We start from the raw sequence: 15,003 nt of genomic DNA on the forward strand, positions 1-15,003 counted from the left end.
CATAATTCAAATGAATCTTCAGTGTCACTTATCAAGACTTAATTTTTTGAGTCCGTAGACTTTTAATTTTTCGTCTCGTAAGTGCCCACACAGATTGTCTGTTTCTTCTTTTTAAAGAGCTGACAGCCTTTTAATTTACTTCACAATTTCTTGTTTTAGTTTGCTGTCTCAAGGGTTGCGTATGTTACGCATTTCACTTGCCTACGTCAACCCCTATTTTACAAAATTTGCTTTTTTTTCTTCAACCGATTGCTTTTTAATCAAAAAGGCCATTTAAAAGGTTATTTTTAGCTGTTTAATAGCATTAACCACTTTTTCAACCGCTTTTTCTACAGTTGGCGCTTTAGCTAATGCAACACCCATTCTTCTTATACCTTTTACTTCAGGTTTACCAAATAAACGTAGATCAGTGTCTGCTTCACTTAATACTTTATCTAAATTCGAGAATGTAACTGTGTCTGAATCACCATTTGCAATTAATACTGCTGATGCACTAGCACCATATTGTTCTATTAAAGGTATTGGTAAACCTAAAATTGCTCTAGCATGTAATGCAAACTCAGAAAGATTTTGCGATATTAATGTTACCATGCCGGTATCATGCGGTCGTGGAGATACTTCGCTAAACCAGACTTGATCACCTTTCACAAACAATTCAACACCAAATAATCCATAACCACCTAAAGCTTCGGTTATTTTGGTAGCTATATCTTTCGCTAAAGATAATGCATTAGCCGACATTGGCTGTGGTTGCCATGATTCTCGATAATCACCATTTTCTTGTCGATGACCAATAGGTTGACAATATGAAACACCATTAATATGTCTAACGGTTAATAACGTTATTTCATAATCGAAGTTAACAAAGCCTTCAATAATAACTTTACCACTTCCTGCACGACCACCTTCTTGAGCATATTTCCATGAAGATTCAATATCAGCTTCACTTCTTAATAAAGATTGCCCTTTACCAGAAGAACTCATAACCGGTTTAACTAAGCAAGGAAAACCGATTTCCTTAACCGCAAGTTTATATTCGCTTTCAGTTGCAGCAAAACGATATGGAGAGGTTGGTAATTTAAGTTCTTCAGCAGCAAGACGACGAATACCTTCACGATTCATGGTCAATTGCGTTGCTTTAGCGGTAGGGATAACAGTAAAACCTTCTTTTTCTAATTCTACTAAGGTATCAGTAGCAATCGCTTCTATTTCAGGAACAATATAATCAGGCTTTTCTGCTTCAATTATTTTTCTTAGCTCATTACCATCTAGCATATTAATAATATGACAACGATGGGCTACTTGCATAGCGGGGGCATTGGCATAACGATCAACTGCAATAACTTCGCAGCCAAAACGTTGCAATTCAATAACAACTTCTTTGGCTAACTCACCGGCGCCACAAAGTAATACTTTGGTAGCACTTGATGAGAGAGGTGTCCCTATTTTTGCCATAGTATCCTCTTAGAGATTTAATGATTATACTTTATTAACAAGCAAAAAATAAAAAATCGGGATAATTACCCCGATTTTTCGTATGCAAAATTAGACTGAATATGGATCACGTAAAATCATAGTTTCACTTCGATCCGGTCCAGTTGATATAATGTCAATTGGAGTTTCAGTTAATTCTTCAATTCGCTTAATATAAGCTTTAGCTGCTGCTGGTAATGCGTCATAACTTTTGACACCAAAAGTTGATTCACTCCAACCAGGCATAGTTTCATATACTGGTTTGACTAAACTCCAATCTTCAGCTGCTGCTGGTGCATTTTGGATAACATCACCATTCGGTAATTGATAACCAACACAGATTTTGACTTCTTTAAGTCCATCTAAAACATCCAACTTAGTTAAACAAAAACCTGAAACAGAGTTAAGTTGCACCGCTTTACTTACTGCAACAGCATCAAGCCAACCAGTACGACGACGACGACCAGTGGTTGCACCAAATTCATTACCTTGCTTACAGAGATATTCACCAACCTCATCAAACAATTCAGTAGGAAAAGGTCCTGCACCTACACGGGTAGAATAAGCTTTAACGATTCCTAATACATAACCAACATAACGAGGACCAAATCCTGATCCTGTTGCTACGCCACCGGCAGTAGTATTTGAAGAAGTCACATAAGGATAGGTACCATGATCGATATCGAGTAAAGTACCTTGCGCGCCTTCAAACATGATTCTTTCGCCATTTTTACGTGCATTTTCAAGTAGAGTTGGGATATCAGCAATCATTGCCACTAAAATATCTGCAATCGCTAATGTCTCATCAAGTACTTTCTGGTAATCAACAGCTTCTGATTTATAGTAATTGACTAAATGGAAATTATGATATTCCATAACTTCTTTTAGTTTTTCAGCAAATGCCTGACGATCACGTAAATCACCAACACGCAATCCTCGACGAGCAACTTTATCTTCATATGCCGGGCCAATACCGCGACCAGTCGTACCAATCGCTTTTTTACCACGTGCTTTTTCTCGTGCTTGGTCTAAAGCAATATGATAAGGCAAAATCAACGGACATGATTCTGAAATAAGTAGCCTTTCTTTCACCGGAATACCGTTATCTTCAAGTTCTTTCATCTCTTTCATAAGTGCTTCAGGACAAAGTACAACACCATTAGCAATAATACTTATGACATCATTACGCAAAATACCAGATGGTATTAAATGCAATACTGTTTTTTCACCATTAATAACTAAAGTATGACCGGCATTATGTCCGCCTTGATAACGTACTACATATTTTGCTTTTTCTGTGAGTAAATCAACAACTTTACCTTTGCCTTCATCACCCCATTGTGTACCTAGCACAACAACATTATTACTCATAGTTTATTTACTCATTGTATTATTTGTTAGACTTTAATTTCATGTATTGGAAAAATTCACTATCAGGGCTAATGACCATAACATCATTACCTGCAAAACTTTGTTCATAAGCTTTTAAACTACGAATAAAGCTAAAAAATTCAATATCTTTACCAAAAGCGTCAGCATAAAGTTTAGCTGCATTAGCATCACCTTCACCGCGAATTGAGCGAGATTGACGTTCGGCTTCTGATATAATTTTGGTTTTTTCAAATGTAGCTTCCGCTCTTATTTCTTCAGCTTTTTTGATACCTTCATAACGTTTGTCACGAGCAATAACTTCACGTTCAGCTCTCATGTTTGCATAAATCGATTCTGATACTTCAGCAGGGAAGTTAATTTGTTTAATTCGAACGTCAATAACATCAACACCAAAAGCTCTTAAACTGGTTTTACTGTTTATAGGATCTTTTTTCGCATCAGTAACTAATTTATCAATCGGTAAATTTTCTTCACCATCTTGTGATGAACCATTTAACGAATCTTTAACTCGTGCCATTAATGAATTTCTTGATTTGGTATCCGCGTTAGAATCATTAATGATATCTCGATTACTTAATTTACCAATCTCAGAACGTAAACGACCATTTAACCGAGCTAAAATCAAGTCATTAACATCATTACCACCGGCAATAGTTTCATAATAACGGTTAAAATCAACAATTTTCCATTGCACAAAATAGTCCACAATCAGTTCTTTCTTTTGTACATTAAAAAAACGTTTTTCATTATTATTATTTGAACTATTGGTAGTTTGGATTTTAGCATCAATAGTCTTAACGCTATCGATTAGTGGCATTTTAAAATGTAACCCTGGTTCAGATAAACCAATAATTTTATTAAAACGTAAAACGACACCACGAGTACCCTCTTCTATCACATAGATACTTGAAAAAAGTACGCCAATTAAAATTAAAACTATAGGAATCAATAATTTTCGCATATTCTTTTTTCTCCTTATCGACCCATAGTCCGTCTAGTGCGATTATTAGAATTATTATTAGTCGTTGAGCTATGATTTTGCACATCAATACTATTTTGTTGAGCACTTTCTGCATCCAAAGGATTTGGCAGATTAATATTATAATCACTGTCTGAATTTGCTGTAATTGATTCAGATGATTGCTCATTTTTATTTTTTAATAATTGTTCTAACGGTAGTACTAATAAATTACCACTCTTATCATTAACAATAACTTTTTGCGTTTTAGCTAATATTTTTTCCATCGTTTCGATATATAAACGATCTTTAGTAATTTCGGGCGCAGCTTTATATTGTGGTAATAATTTTTCAAACCGAGCAACATCACCAATTGCTTCTAATTCTACTTTTACTTTATAAGCATTTGCATCGGCCAAAATGGTCGCCGAACGTCCTTCTGCTTGCTGAACTAATTGAACTTTATCAGCTTTAGCTTGTTTTATTTCGCGTTCACTATCATTCTGAGCTCTAATTGCATCAGCATAAGCATCTTGCACATCTACAGGAGGACGAGCAACTTGGAAGTTAAGATCAACAATAGTAATCCCCATATCATAATGAGAAATCACATTAATTAATTCATCTTTAGTACTATCTTCTAAATCTGAACGACCATCTGAAATAATTGCATCAATATTAGAACTACCAACTGAAGTCCTAAGTGCACTATCCGCAGCTTGACGTAAACTATCTTCAACATTAGTCACATTAAATAAGTATTTAACTGGATCACTAATACGATATTGTACATTCATTTCAACAAAGACTAAGTTTTCACCTTTTTCACTAGTTGTAATGATATCGCCATGCACATTGAAGTTATAAGTACCTTGCGTATCGACTTTATAAACTTTATCAATAAATGATGGGTTCCAATTCAAACCAGGTTGAATAATTTCTGATTGAACTTGTCCAAAACGGGTTATTACACCTCGTTGATTTTGTTTGATAGTATAAAAACCACTTACTGCCCAAATTAGGATAAGAACAACTATCACTGCCAAAATAATTTTCGAAGTATTCATTGATAACTTAATATCAGAAGGTCCTCGATTATTACCTGAACTCCCTTTTTTGAAGAGATCTTTGAATTGATCAAATATTCCTCCCGTCGAATTGGAAGGTTTCTTATTATTTCCCCATGGGTCGTTATCTTGTCCGTTATTGCCGGGCTGATTCCACGCCATATTTTATATGCTCCATTTAACAATTAGTTGTTATTTTGCGTATTGATTAAGTATAACAGATCTGGCTCTTGTTTACAGAGGCGATTCCATTCAATTAAAGGCATTCTTATATTTAGCTGAAAACTACCGTCATCTTCAATGACTTCATGTTCCACCGCATTTAATTTATATAAACGGCTTCTGAGTTTTGCTAGATGGATAGGCAAGTTTAATTGACAAACTTGAATCTTACCGGCAAGCCTTTCTTTTAATGCAGTAAATAAGAGATCTAATCCTAAACTATTTTGTGCTGAAATCCAAACTCGAATTGGCACGCCATTTTCATCACGATCAATACTTGGTTGTTTACCTTCCATTAAATCAATTTTATTCATTACCAACAAAGTAGGAATATCATGGGCATCAATCTCAAGTAAAACTTCATCAACAGCTTGAATATTATCTAATAAATTAGGATCAGCAGCATCAACGACATGCAATAGCAGTGATGCTTCTTGTGTTTCAAGTAAAGTCGCTTTAAAAGCAGCAACCAGATCATGTGGTAAATGACGAATAAATCCAACTGTATCAGCTAAAACAACTTCACCAACATCGTCAACCATAATGCGTCTTAAAGTTGGATCCAGCGTAGCAAATAATTGATCGGCAGCATAAACATCAGCATTAGTTAGTGCATTAAATAATGTCGATTTGCCTGCATTGGTATAACCAACTAGTGATACTGTTGATAAATCTGCTTTTTGTCTAGATTGACGATTTTGATTGCGTTGTTTTTCAACTTTCGCAAGTCTTGATAAGATTAACTGAATACGATGACGAATTAATCGTCTATCGGTTTCTAGCTGAGTTTCCCCAGGACCTCGTAAGCCTATACCACCTTTTTGACGTTCTAAGTGAGTCCAACCTCGAACTAAACGTGTTGACAGATATTGTAATTGCGCTAATTCAACTTGCAACTTACCTTCATGGGTTCGAGCTCGTTGGGCAAAAATATCCAGAATCAATCCTGTTCTATCCACTACACGACATTCACATAGTTGTTCTAAGTTTCGTTCTTGAGTTGGGGTTAAGGTATGATTGACTAGAATAACTGAAGCATTCAGCTCTTTTACTTTATCGGCAATTTCTAACGCTTTTCCTTCACCAATAAAATATTTAGCTTGCGGAGACTTTCTTGAGGTTGTCACAATATCGAGAATTTCAATTTGAGCTGAAGAAACTAACACTTCAAACTCTTTTAAATCCTCGATATCGCTTTCTTGAGGGAAGAATACATGGACTAATAAAGCAGACTCGCCGCCTTTATATCGCTCAAACAATCACATTCTCCACTCAAATAATTAGCTTTCGCTTTCCTCTTCAGGTTGAGACACCAAACCAGAAATAGGTCTTGAAGGAACAACTGTAGAGATTGCGTGTTTGTATACCATTTGACTAACAGTATTTTTTAATAAAATAACAAACTGATCAAATGATTCAATTTGTCCTTGTAATTTAATACCGTTAACTAGATAAATTGATACTGGAATATGCTCGCGACGAAGCAAATTCAAATAAGGATCTTGTAATGACTGCCCTTTTGACATGAGTTTATCCTTTAAGATGAAATAAAAATATAAAGATAAAATAAATTTACAATCAAAATGATGATCTATCCGATTGCAACATAACATACTTATGTAGTAAGTATCAAAATAACATAAAAAACCCAGCTCTTAAACTAATCAACTGCAATTTATGCACAAATAACTAAAAATTTAATAAATTAACGAAATTTATACAAAAAAATACGCATGATAGATATCATAAATTTAGAAAGGCTTTCTAAATGAAAAATTTCTGTTTAGTATTATAATCAATAGAAAAATACACTAATACCTATCGCTGCAATTTATAATTTAAAAAATATGCTTAAAAACGGTATCTTTGTTATCTTGATTTAACCATGTTATAGGTTGTTTCCAACCTCTAAGCCAAGTAATTTGCCGTTTCGCTAATTGACGAGTAGCACAAATACCCTTGAATACCATCTCATCATAACTGATATCACCATTGAGATATTCCCACATTTGACGATAACCTACACAACGGATAGAAGGTAGATTGGTATGTAGATCAGATCGCAGCATAAGTGTTTTTACTTCATCTTCAAAGCCTTGATCTAGCATTTGTAAAAAACGCTGCTCAATACGCTGATGCAACTCAGCTCGATCCTCCGGCATAATAGCTAGCTGCATAATGTCATAAGGTAATGCTTCGCCACTTTCTTGAGTAAGCTCGGTTAAACTTTTACCAGAAATGAGATAAACCTCTAATGCGCGATTAAGCCGTTGCGGATCATTCGGATGAATTCGCTGTGCTGACACAGGATCAACCTTCTTTAACTCCTCATGAATCGCTTGCCAACCTAATTTATTGGCTTTTTCTTCAATTTGCTGCCGTATATCACTATCCGCAGCAGGAAGAGGTGAAAGTCCTTCAATTAAAGCTTTAAAATACAGCATTGTTCCGCCAACTAGTAATGGTGTTCGACCATTACTTAACGATTTTTCAATTTCTTCAATCGCATCATGCCGAAAATTAGCTGCCGAGTAACTTTCAGCTGGATCACAGATATCAATCAGTTTATGTGGATATTTTTGCTGCTCTTGTTTAGTGGGTTTCGCACTGCCGATATCCATACCGCGATAAATAAGTGCCGAATCAACACTAATAATATCAATCGGATACTTGTCATAAAGTTCCATGGCAAAAGCCGTTTTACCGGACGCAGTAGGCCCCATTAATGAAATAATTTTTGCTTTATTCATGATAAAATTGATTGTGATAAAGATTGAAGATCAATCGGATATAAAAATGTATCTTGTTGTAATAAATTAATATCTATCTGTTCTAGTTGTGCTAATAATTGGATAGCTTTCGTTACGCTCCAACTCTCCGCATAATTATCACTACTATTTTCTGCCAACCATATCGCAATTTGCGTAGGATCAATAACAGCCAATTTATCAGATAAAAGAAAAGCAATTAAACTTGGTACTAATTGTTGCCAATTAGTGGTTCGTAACATTTTCGGCACATTATGCAAATGAAATTTGGCTTTATCAATATAAAAATCAAATCCTAAAAAATTTAATTGCGGTCGATAATCATTTAATACCAATTGTTCTTTTTGATTGACTAAAATTGTTAGTGGAATCAGTAATTTTTCTGACTCTTGAGTTAATAATTTTATTGCTTTTACTTTTTGCTGAGCGATATTTAACTTCATAAGCATAAATGCCTGCTGACAATCTTGCGATTTTTCAAGTAAAGCTATATCAGGTTGAATAACGGTTAATACTCGACCAAACTGTACTAATGAAGAACTATCAAGTTGCTGTTGCAGTGATTGTAATGGTACATTTCGTTTAGGAAACAGCGCCTCAATAACCGCTTGTTGCGGTGCAGTTATTGAACCATTATCACCGGCTAATGGCAATTGATTAGATTGCGTCTTTTCAATTTCAAAGCTTGCTTTAGTATCGATTAACTGACCATAAATTGCATTTTCTTTAACATGATTAATCGGTTTTTTGGGTAATACGTTAGTCGTAGAATAGCTTTTAGGTTCAGTGGCTATTTTTTGATTAAAAATATTTTCACCAGCAGCTTGTCGATTAGGTGTTATTACCACTTTTTCATCATCGGTAAGCTGTTGGCTTGATTCAAGTGCCATAACAATAGATTGATAAACAAAATCATGTACTAATCTTGCTTCATGAAAACGTACTTCGTGTTTAGCAGGATGAACATTAACATCAACCTGTTTGGGATCGATTTGTAGAAAAACCACATAACTTTGTTGTTCATTAGTTCGACTAATATAAGCTTGGCGCAGCGCATGATTAATTAATTTATCTTTTATTACTCGACCATTAACATAAAAATATTGCAGATCGCTAATTTCATTACTTGCTACCCATCCTTGAATTAACAAATCATCATGTTGCCAATCTAATTTTACTGCTTTTTGTACAAATGTACGTCCACAAACTAATTCAACGCGTTTTTCAAGTGCAGATGCTCGATACTGTTTAATTAGTTTTCCATTATGTTGCAGATTGAAAGTGACATCAGGCCGAGCCAGAGCTATACGCCTAACAAATTCTTCAATATGCATAAACTCTGTTTTTTCAGTCTTTAGAAATCGACGTCGAGCAGGCGTGTTATAAAATAAGTCGAGAACTTCAACCGAGGTACCAACAGGATGTGCTGCAGGTTTAATGGTTGGTTTCATATCTCGACCTTCAGCATAAACTTGCCATGCCTCAGATTGATCGGCAGTACGTGACGTTAAAGTTAACCTAGCAACAGAACTAATACTGGCTAGCGCTTCACCACGAAAACCTAGGCTCATTATGGTATCTAAATCATCCAACGTGGTAATTTTACTAGTCGCGTGGCGAGCTAAAGCTAATGCCAATTCATCTTTAGCAATACCTCCGCCATTATCACGGATACGAATTAATTTACTACCGCCTTGTTCAATATCGATATCAATTTGTGTACTACCTGCATCAAGGCTGTTTTCAACTAACTCTTTAATTACCGATACAGGTCTTTCTACCACTTCACCAGCAGCAATTTGATTAGCTAGTTGAGGTGATAGAATTTGAATTGCCATTAATGCTGTTCTCCAAATTTAGGATTTTTTTTGACATAATTTTTTATGCCTTGATAAATCAGTTTAGCGATCTTGTCTTGATGAGCATTACTAGCCAGCAAACTTTCTTCAGCTTGATTAGTAATAAATCCAACTTCAATCAATATTGAAGGGATATCAGGTGAACGTAATACGCCTAAACTAGCATGCTCAGGTACACCTTTATGCAGTTTAATAACACCTTTCATCTCTTTTAAAACCTGAGTAGCAAGTTCATAACCAACACGTTGCGAATAAGAGAATTGTAAGTCGAGTATTGCTTGACTTAGATTTTGATCATGATCATCACTTAATGCATCACCAGCGCCACCTAATAACTGTGACTGTTTTTCATCTTGTTCCAACCAACGACCCAATTCAGTATCAGCTCGTTTGGTAGATAATACCCAAATTGATGCACCAGAAGCATTACGATTCGGTGCGGCATCAGCATGGATAGAAATTAGCAAGTTGGCTTTATTTTTACGCGCAATATCAGAACGTTGAGGGACTGAAATAAAATTGTCGGTATTACGGGTTAATACCCCTTTAAAATTAGGATCTTTATTTAATAAATTAGTTAATTTTTTAGCTATCGATAAAGTTACATTTTTTTCATATAACTTATTTTTACCAACAGCACCTGAATCCTTACCACCATGTCCAGCATCGACGGCAATAACAACTTTTGCAGCATAAGCTGAACTACATAGTAGTAATAATATAAAAAAAGTTAATATTTTCTTCATTGTTTTTTCACTAATTTTTATAGTAATGGGTTGATAATAGCTTGACCTTTTTCACTATTAGCTTGCACACAAACCGTACGTTCAAGCGCTAAATATGCCAAATGAATTTCAATATCAGCTGCAGGTAACATACCTCTTGCCTGCATAGGCCATTCAATTAAACAAATAGATCTTGATGAAAAATATTCGCGAATGCCCATAAACTCTAACTCTTCTGGATCACCAAGGCGATATAAGTCAAAATGATAAACTGAAAATGTATCAAATTGATAAGGTTCAACTAATGTATAAGTTGGACTTTTAACATTACCTTGATGTCCTAATTGTTGCAAAAAACCACGACTAAAAGTGGTTTTACCAGCGCCAAGATCACCAATCAGATAAATGACAATTGCACTATCATGATTAGATAAATAATTTAAACACTGTTTTGCCAACTGTTTACCAAACAATATTGTCTCTTGTTCGTTAGCTAATTTTTCATTAGCTAAAATAATGGGTTTCATAACGAATTCTTTGCTCAATAAATAGCCCTTATTATATACTAATAACCATTAAAGATGTACCAACTAAGATTAAGTTGAATTTTTACCAAAAAAATTTTGAGGAACGGGGTTTTTTAAGGGCAAATTTAACGCTAAAAGAGGAAAAATGCTACATACTATTGCAACAGCGAATCAATCAACAATCGATCCAACATTAATTTCAGCGCAAGATGCCGTACTATTTTGGCAAAATGGTGTAATTATGTGTTGTCAAGATAACCCTACATTAAATGCTATTTTGCAAAACACCCATCATTGTTATGTACTTGATAACGACATTAATGCTCGAGGCTTAAGCGACCTAATCGATTCAAGAGTTAAAATTATCAACCTGCAACAGGTTATTGATTTAACAGTTAACTATTTTCCGCAAATGAATTGGGAATAATGTTGCTATTTTCGATAAAAGCTAATTTATCTATCACAGCAAATAAGCGATATTCATTGTAATAACATTATTAATTCTATTGTTGCCAATTTGCAAATAGTCTTACCTCAGTTTAATATAAATTTTAATGATATTAGGTAAACATACAAATTTGATGGCAAACTTATTAACTCTACTAGAAATTAATCAACTGTTACAAAAAGGTGAAGTTGTTGCTTATCCAACTGAAGCCGTTTTTGGTTTAGGTTGTGATCCTGACAGTGAATCAGCAGTGTATAAACTGTTAAATCTAAAACAACGTTCAGTTGATAAAGGATTGATTTTAATTGCCAGTCATTATCAACAACTGATCCCTTATATTGATCAATCGGCCGTGACGAAAGAACAGATACAAATGGCGTTTAACAGTTGGCCGGGACCAAATACTTGGATTTTTCCCAAGAATGTTAATACCCCTGATTTTTTAAGTGGAAAATATCAGTCCATTGCTGTTCGAGTTACCGATCATCCTTTAGTTTGTAAATTGTGTGATTTATTTGCTAAGCCATTAGTTTCAACCAGTGCCAATCTTTCTGGCCATCCAGCTTGTAAAACAGTGTTAGAAGTGGCGAACCAATTTGGCAATAACTTTCCCATTTTAGCTGGTCAAACAGGCAATCGTTCACAACCATCAATCATTCGCGATGTGCAAATTGGCACTATCATTCGGCAGGGGTAATATTATGCAAAATTTATATATTGGTGTAATGTCGGGTACCAGTATGGATGGAGTAGATATCGCATTAGTTGATATCAGCAATGGAAAAATTACCGCTATTGCTAGTGATTGCTATCCAATGCCAAACGAAATTAAAACTCGATTATTAACGCTTTGTAATACTAAACAAACAACATTACAAAATTTAGGTGAACTTGATCATCAACTTGGCAAGCTTTACGCTAAAAGTATTAATCAATTTATAAAACAAAATAATATTGATAACAAACAAGTTAAAGCGATTGGCTGTCATGGACAGACTATTTATCATTCGCCGAATAGTGATAATCCATTTACCATGCAAATTGGTGATGCCAATATCATCGCCGCCCAAACAGGCATTACCACTATTGCCGATTTTCGTCGTAAAGATATGGCTTATGGAGGTCAAGGTGCGCCATTAGTTCCTGCTTTTCATAAAGCAATATTTTTAAACCCGGCAATTAACTGTGTAGTGTTAAATATTGGCGGTATTAGTAATATTTCTGTGTTAATACCAGACCAACCAGTAATTGGCTACGACACCGGCCCTGGTAATGTATTACTTGATGGCTGGATAAATAAAAGCCTCGGAAAAAACTATGACAAAGATGGTTTATGGGCAAAATCAGGTAAAGTAAATCAAAATTTATTAAGTGCGTTATGTAATGAAGATTATTTCCAATTACCAGCGCCAAAAAGTACTGGCAGAGAATTATTTAATTTAGCTTGGCTGATGCAAAAATTAACTGACTTTGCTTTAAATGGCCAAGATATTCAAGCGACATTGGTAGAATTTACCGCCATTACAATTGCCAATGAAATTGATAAATTACCGATAAAATATAACTTACCATGCCAGTTATTAGTCTGTGGTGGTGGCGCCAAAAATCCACTTATTATGCAACGATTATCAGCATTACTACCGAAATGGCAAGTTTCTGCTACAGATGAAAAAGGGGTAAACAGTGATGATATGGAAGCGATCGCTTTTGCTTGGCTTGCTTATTGTAGAATGAATAATATTCCTTCTAATATTCAAGAAGTTACTGGAGCAAGCCAATCTGTATGTTTAGGGGTTATTTATCAATAACCACCTTAAGTTTTTTGAGTTTCATATATAGATTTAAATTAAACCAAATTTTTGTAGTGCTTTAGCAATACCATCATTATCATTATTATCGGTTATATACTCAGCTTTATCTTTCAAATCATCAACTGCATTAGCCATAGCAATTGGATGATCAACGGTTAAGAACATTTCTAAATCATTCATACCATCACCAAATGCATAAGTAGGCACATTATCAAAACCTTTGGTTTTTAATAATTCATTAATGCCGTTACCTTTCGATCCACCATGGTTAAAGACATCAACACAATAATGAGTATTACGAATAAAAGTTAACTCAGGAAAAGCTTCTCGATAAGGCGATTCGCCTTGCTCACAAAGCAATAACAACATCTGAATCGATTCTTTTAAATAAATTTGATCATCAACGGGGGGAATTTCTAGTTTTAAAGAACGATAAAACTGTTCGGTAGCTTGATTAATTTCACTGACTCGCATCTTATTATAATTATAAAAAGACAAAGGAATATTCATTTTTTCCCTTGAGAATTCATATAATCTAGTAATAACATTTTTATCAATATTATTGGTAAACACGACTTCTTTTTCATAAATAACAGCTTGGCCATTCATTGCTATAATCGAATTTATGCCTGTCTCTTTCATCAATTTGGCAGCTTCCATAGGGGTTCGGCCTGTTGCAAGCATAGGTATAATATTATTTTGCTTTAATCTTTCAATTGCAGCATAAGAACTTGGCAACACTTCTATATTAGTATCAAATAAAGTACCGTCTAAATCGAAAAAAACGATAGCATCAGGTTTTTTAGTCATTTTTACAAATCCAAAATATTTTTAATAAAAGGAATAGTTAATTTGCGTTGTTGAGCTAATGTTGCAACTTCAAATTTTTCCATTAAAGAAAACAATGTTCGCATATCGCGATTAACACGTTTTAACAAAAACAAACCAACTTCAGTTGATAACTCAAAACCACTTAATTGTGCTCTAAGTTGCAAAGCTTTTAGTTTATCTTCATCACTTAACTCTTTTAGCTGATAAACCTGTCCCCACGTCAATCTTGAAGCTAAATCAGGCAGGATAAAAGGAATTTGTTTAGGTGGAGCACAAGCGGTAATTAAAAGTTTACTAACATTTTTTTCAGTTAAACGGTTAAATAAATCAAAAATAGCCTCTTCCCAATCTCGATGACCAGCTATGGCATCAATGTCATCCAAACAAACCAAATCATAATTATCTAAACCTTGTAAAATTTCAGGAACCAATAACACATGTTGCTTTAATGGAATATAACTAGCTAATTTATTTTGGCTTGAAGCATGTAATAGATGCGTACGACCAGCTGCGCTTGCTGACCATATATAAAAGACATTAAAGCCTTCCCTATCAAGTAAGGTTTGCAAAGAATCAAACAATAGCTGATTATCACCCACATAGAAACTATCAAACGTTTCGTTATTAGGTAATATAAAAGGTAAAGGCAACTGTGAAAGAGTAATAAAATAACCTCACAATAAAAATACAATCATACTAAGTATAAATTTGCTTTCACAAAAATCAATTACTTTTATAGAGAACAAAATAAGTTAGCAAAAGCAGCTATTAAAAATATATATAATAAAACTAGTTAACCTATAAAAACGAAATAATAACATAACTAAAACGCTATTTAGCTATAAACTTTAACTTATTATTATTCAATTAATAATAAAATAAATTATTTTCATCTTTTCCAAGATAAAATATTTTAGAAGGT

At 34.4% G+C, this 15,003-nt stretch carries 14 protein-coding genes and 1 pseudogene; 3 read left to right on the plus strand and 12 right to left on the minus strand.

Annotated elements, in window-relative coordinates:
- Positions 1-273: 273 nt before the first annotated feature.
- From purT to tsaE, 10 genes and pseudogenes are all read right to left on the minus strand, one after another.
- Entirely contained in the window at positions 274-1,455 is a 1,182-nt protein-coding gene (purT, locus tag B6D18_RS06725) for a formate-dependent phosphoribosylglycinamide formyltransferase (RefSeq protein ID WP_086363743.1), read from the minus strand.
- Positions 1,456-1,545: 90 nt separating this feature from the next.
- Positions 1,546-2,844 (minus strand): adenylosuccinate synthase, encoded by a 1,299-nt coding sequence (locus B6D18_RS06730; RefSeq protein ID WP_086363744.1) that lies wholly within the window; start codon positions 2,842-2,844, stop codon positions 1,546-1,548.
- Positions 2,845-2,863: 19 nt separating this feature from the next.
- Entirely contained in the window at positions 2,864-3,826 is a 963-nt protein-coding gene (gene hflC, locus B6D18_RS06735; protein ID WP_086363745.1) for a protease modulator HflC, read from the minus strand.
- A 14-nt stretch (positions 3,827-3,840) separates the two neighbouring features.
- Positions 3,841-5,052, minus strand: coding sequence for an FtsH protease activity modulator HflK (hflK, locus tag B6D18_RS06740; protein WP_086363746.1), 1,212 nt, complete (start codon positions 5,050-5,052; stop codon positions 3,841-3,843).
- 23 nt (positions 5,053-5,075) lie between these two features.
- Positions 5,076-6,371, minus strand: a complete 1,296-nt coding sequence (gene hflX, locus B6D18_RS06745) for a ribosome rescue GTPase HflX (protein ID WP_086363747.1) — start codon at positions 6,369-6,371, stop codon at positions 5,076-5,078.
- A gap of 21 nt (positions 6,372-6,392) precedes the next feature.
- Positions 6,393-6,638 carry an RNA chaperone Hfq gene (gene hfq / locus B6D18_RS06750; RefSeq protein WP_065555596.1) on the minus strand — a complete coding sequence of 82 codons (246 nt, stop codon included), beginning with the start codon at positions 6,636-6,638 and terminating at the stop codon, positions 6,393-6,395.
- A gap of 312 nt (positions 6,639-6,950) precedes the next feature.
- Positions 6,951-7,862 (minus strand): tRNA (adenosine(37)-N6)-dimethylallyltransferase MiaA, encoded by a 912-nt coding sequence (miaA, locus tag B6D18_RS06755; RefSeq protein ID WP_086363748.1) that lies wholly within the window; start codon positions 7,860-7,862, stop codon positions 6,951-6,953.
- Positions 7,859-9,718: a DNA mismatch repair endonuclease MutL gene (gene mutL / locus B6D18_RS06760; protein WP_086363749.1), complete on the minus strand. Its 1,860-nt coding sequence runs from the start codon at positions 9,716-9,718 to the stop codon at positions 7,859-7,861. The genes miaA and mutL overlap by 4 nt, the downstream gene beginning before the upstream one ends.
- Before the next feature lie 20 nt (positions 9,719-9,738).
- Positions 9,739-10,443 (minus strand): annotated as a pseudogene (locus tag B6D18_RS06765) (N-acetylmuramoyl-L-alanine amidase); the annotation flags it as partial.
- 59 nt (positions 10,444-10,502) lie between these two features.
- Complete coding sequence (gene tsaE, locus B6D18_RS06770) at positions 10,503-10,991, minus strand: tRNA (adenosine(37)-N6)-threonylcarbamoyltransferase complex ATPase subunit type 1 TsaE (RefSeq protein ID WP_086363751.1); 489 nt, start codon at positions 10,989-10,991, stop codon at positions 10,503-10,505.
- 145 nt (positions 10,992-11,136) lie between these two features.
- Between tsaE and tusB the strand changes: the two genes are divergently transcribed.
- The 3 genes from tusB (at position 11,137) to B6D18_RS06785 (ending at position 13,247) form a co-directional block, all read left to right on the plus strand.
- Positions 11,137-11,418, plus strand: coding sequence for a sulfurtransferase complex subunit TusB (gene tusB, locus B6D18_RS06775; RefSeq protein ID WP_086363752.1), 282 nt, complete (start codon positions 11,137-11,139; stop codon positions 11,416-11,418).
- Positions 11,419-11,572: 154 nt separating this feature from the next.
- Positions 11,573-12,136 (plus strand): Sua5/YciO/YrdC/YwlC family protein, encoded by a 564-nt coding sequence (locus B6D18_RS06780; RefSeq protein WP_086363753.1) that lies wholly within the window; start codon positions 11,573-11,575, stop codon positions 12,134-12,136.
- Positions 12,137-12,140: 4 nt separating this feature from the next.
- Entirely contained in the window at positions 12,141-13,247 is a 1,107-nt protein-coding gene (locus B6D18_RS06785; protein WP_086363754.1) for an anhydro-N-acetylmuramic acid kinase, read from the plus strand.
- A 33-nt stretch (positions 13,248-13,280) separates the two neighbouring features.
- On the opposite strand, the gene B6D18_RS06790 is transcribed toward B6D18_RS06785, so the two are convergent.
- The gene (locus tag B6D18_RS06790) at positions 13,281-14,060 is read right to left on the minus strand and encodes a Cof-type HAD-IIB family hydrolase (RefSeq protein WP_086363755.1); all 780 of its coding nucleotides are present in this window, start codon (positions 14,058-14,060) and stop codon (positions 13,281-13,283) included.
- A gap of 2 nt (positions 14,061-14,062) precedes the next feature.
- Positions 14,063-14,746 (minus strand): DnaA inactivator Hda, encoded by a 684-nt coding sequence (gene hda, locus B6D18_RS06795; RefSeq protein ID WP_065651976.1) that lies wholly within the window; start codon positions 14,744-14,746, stop codon positions 14,063-14,065.
- Positions 14,747-15,003: the final 257 nt, after the last annotated feature.

Source organism: Gilliamella sp. A7 (assembly GCF_002142015.1).
In the GTDB taxonomy this organism is placed as follows: domain Bacteria; phylum Pseudomonadota; class Gammaproteobacteria; order Enterobacterales; family Orbaceae; genus Gilliamella; species Gilliamella apis_A.

Bases quoted from the DNA above. Each gene is read 5' to 3' on its own strand.
- mutL (WP_086363749.1), bottom strand. From the start codon at position 9,718: ATGGCAATTCAAATTCTATCACCTCAACTAGCTAATCAAATTGCTGCT.
- purT (WP_086363743.1), bottom strand. From the start codon at position 1,455: ATGGCAAAAATAGGGACACCTCTCTCATCAAGTGCTACCAAAGTATTA.
- miaA (WP_086363748.1), bottom strand. From the start codon at position 7,862: ATGAATAAAGCAAAAATTATTTCATTAATGGGGCCTACTGCGTCCGGT.
- B6D18_RS06730 (WP_086363744.1), bottom strand. From the start codon at position 2,844: ATGAGTAATAATGTTGTTGTGCTAGGTACACAATGGGGTGATGAAGGC.
- B6D18_RS06785 (WP_086363754.1), top strand. From the start codon at position 12,141: ATGCAAAATTTATATATTGGTGTAATGTCGGGTACCAGTATGGATGGA.
- hfq (WP_065555596.1), bottom strand. From the start codon at position 6,638: ATGTCAAAAGGGCAGTCATTACAAGATCCTTATTTGAATTTGCTTCGT.
- tsaE (WP_086363751.1), bottom strand. From the start codon at position 10,991: ATGAAACCCATTATTTTAGCTAATGAAAAATTAGCTAACGAACAAGAG.
- B6D18_RS06780 (WP_086363753.1), top strand. From the start codon at position 11,573: ATGGCAAACTTATTAACTCTACTAGAAATTAATCAACTGTTACAAAAA.
- hflC (WP_086363745.1), bottom strand. From the start codon at position 3,826: ATGCGAAAATTATTGATTCCTATAGTTTTAATTTTAATTGGCGTACTT.
- B6D18_RS06790 (WP_086363755.1), bottom strand. From the start codon at position 14,060: ATGACTAAAAAACCTGATGCTATCGTTTTTTTCGATTTAGACGGTACT.
- tusB (WP_086363752.1), top strand. From the start codon at position 11,137: ATGCTACATACTATTGCAACAGCGAATCAATCAACAATCGATCCAACA.
- hflK (WP_086363746.1), bottom strand. From the start codon at position 5,052: ATGGCGTGGAATCAGCCCGGCAATAACGGACAAGATAACGACCCATGG.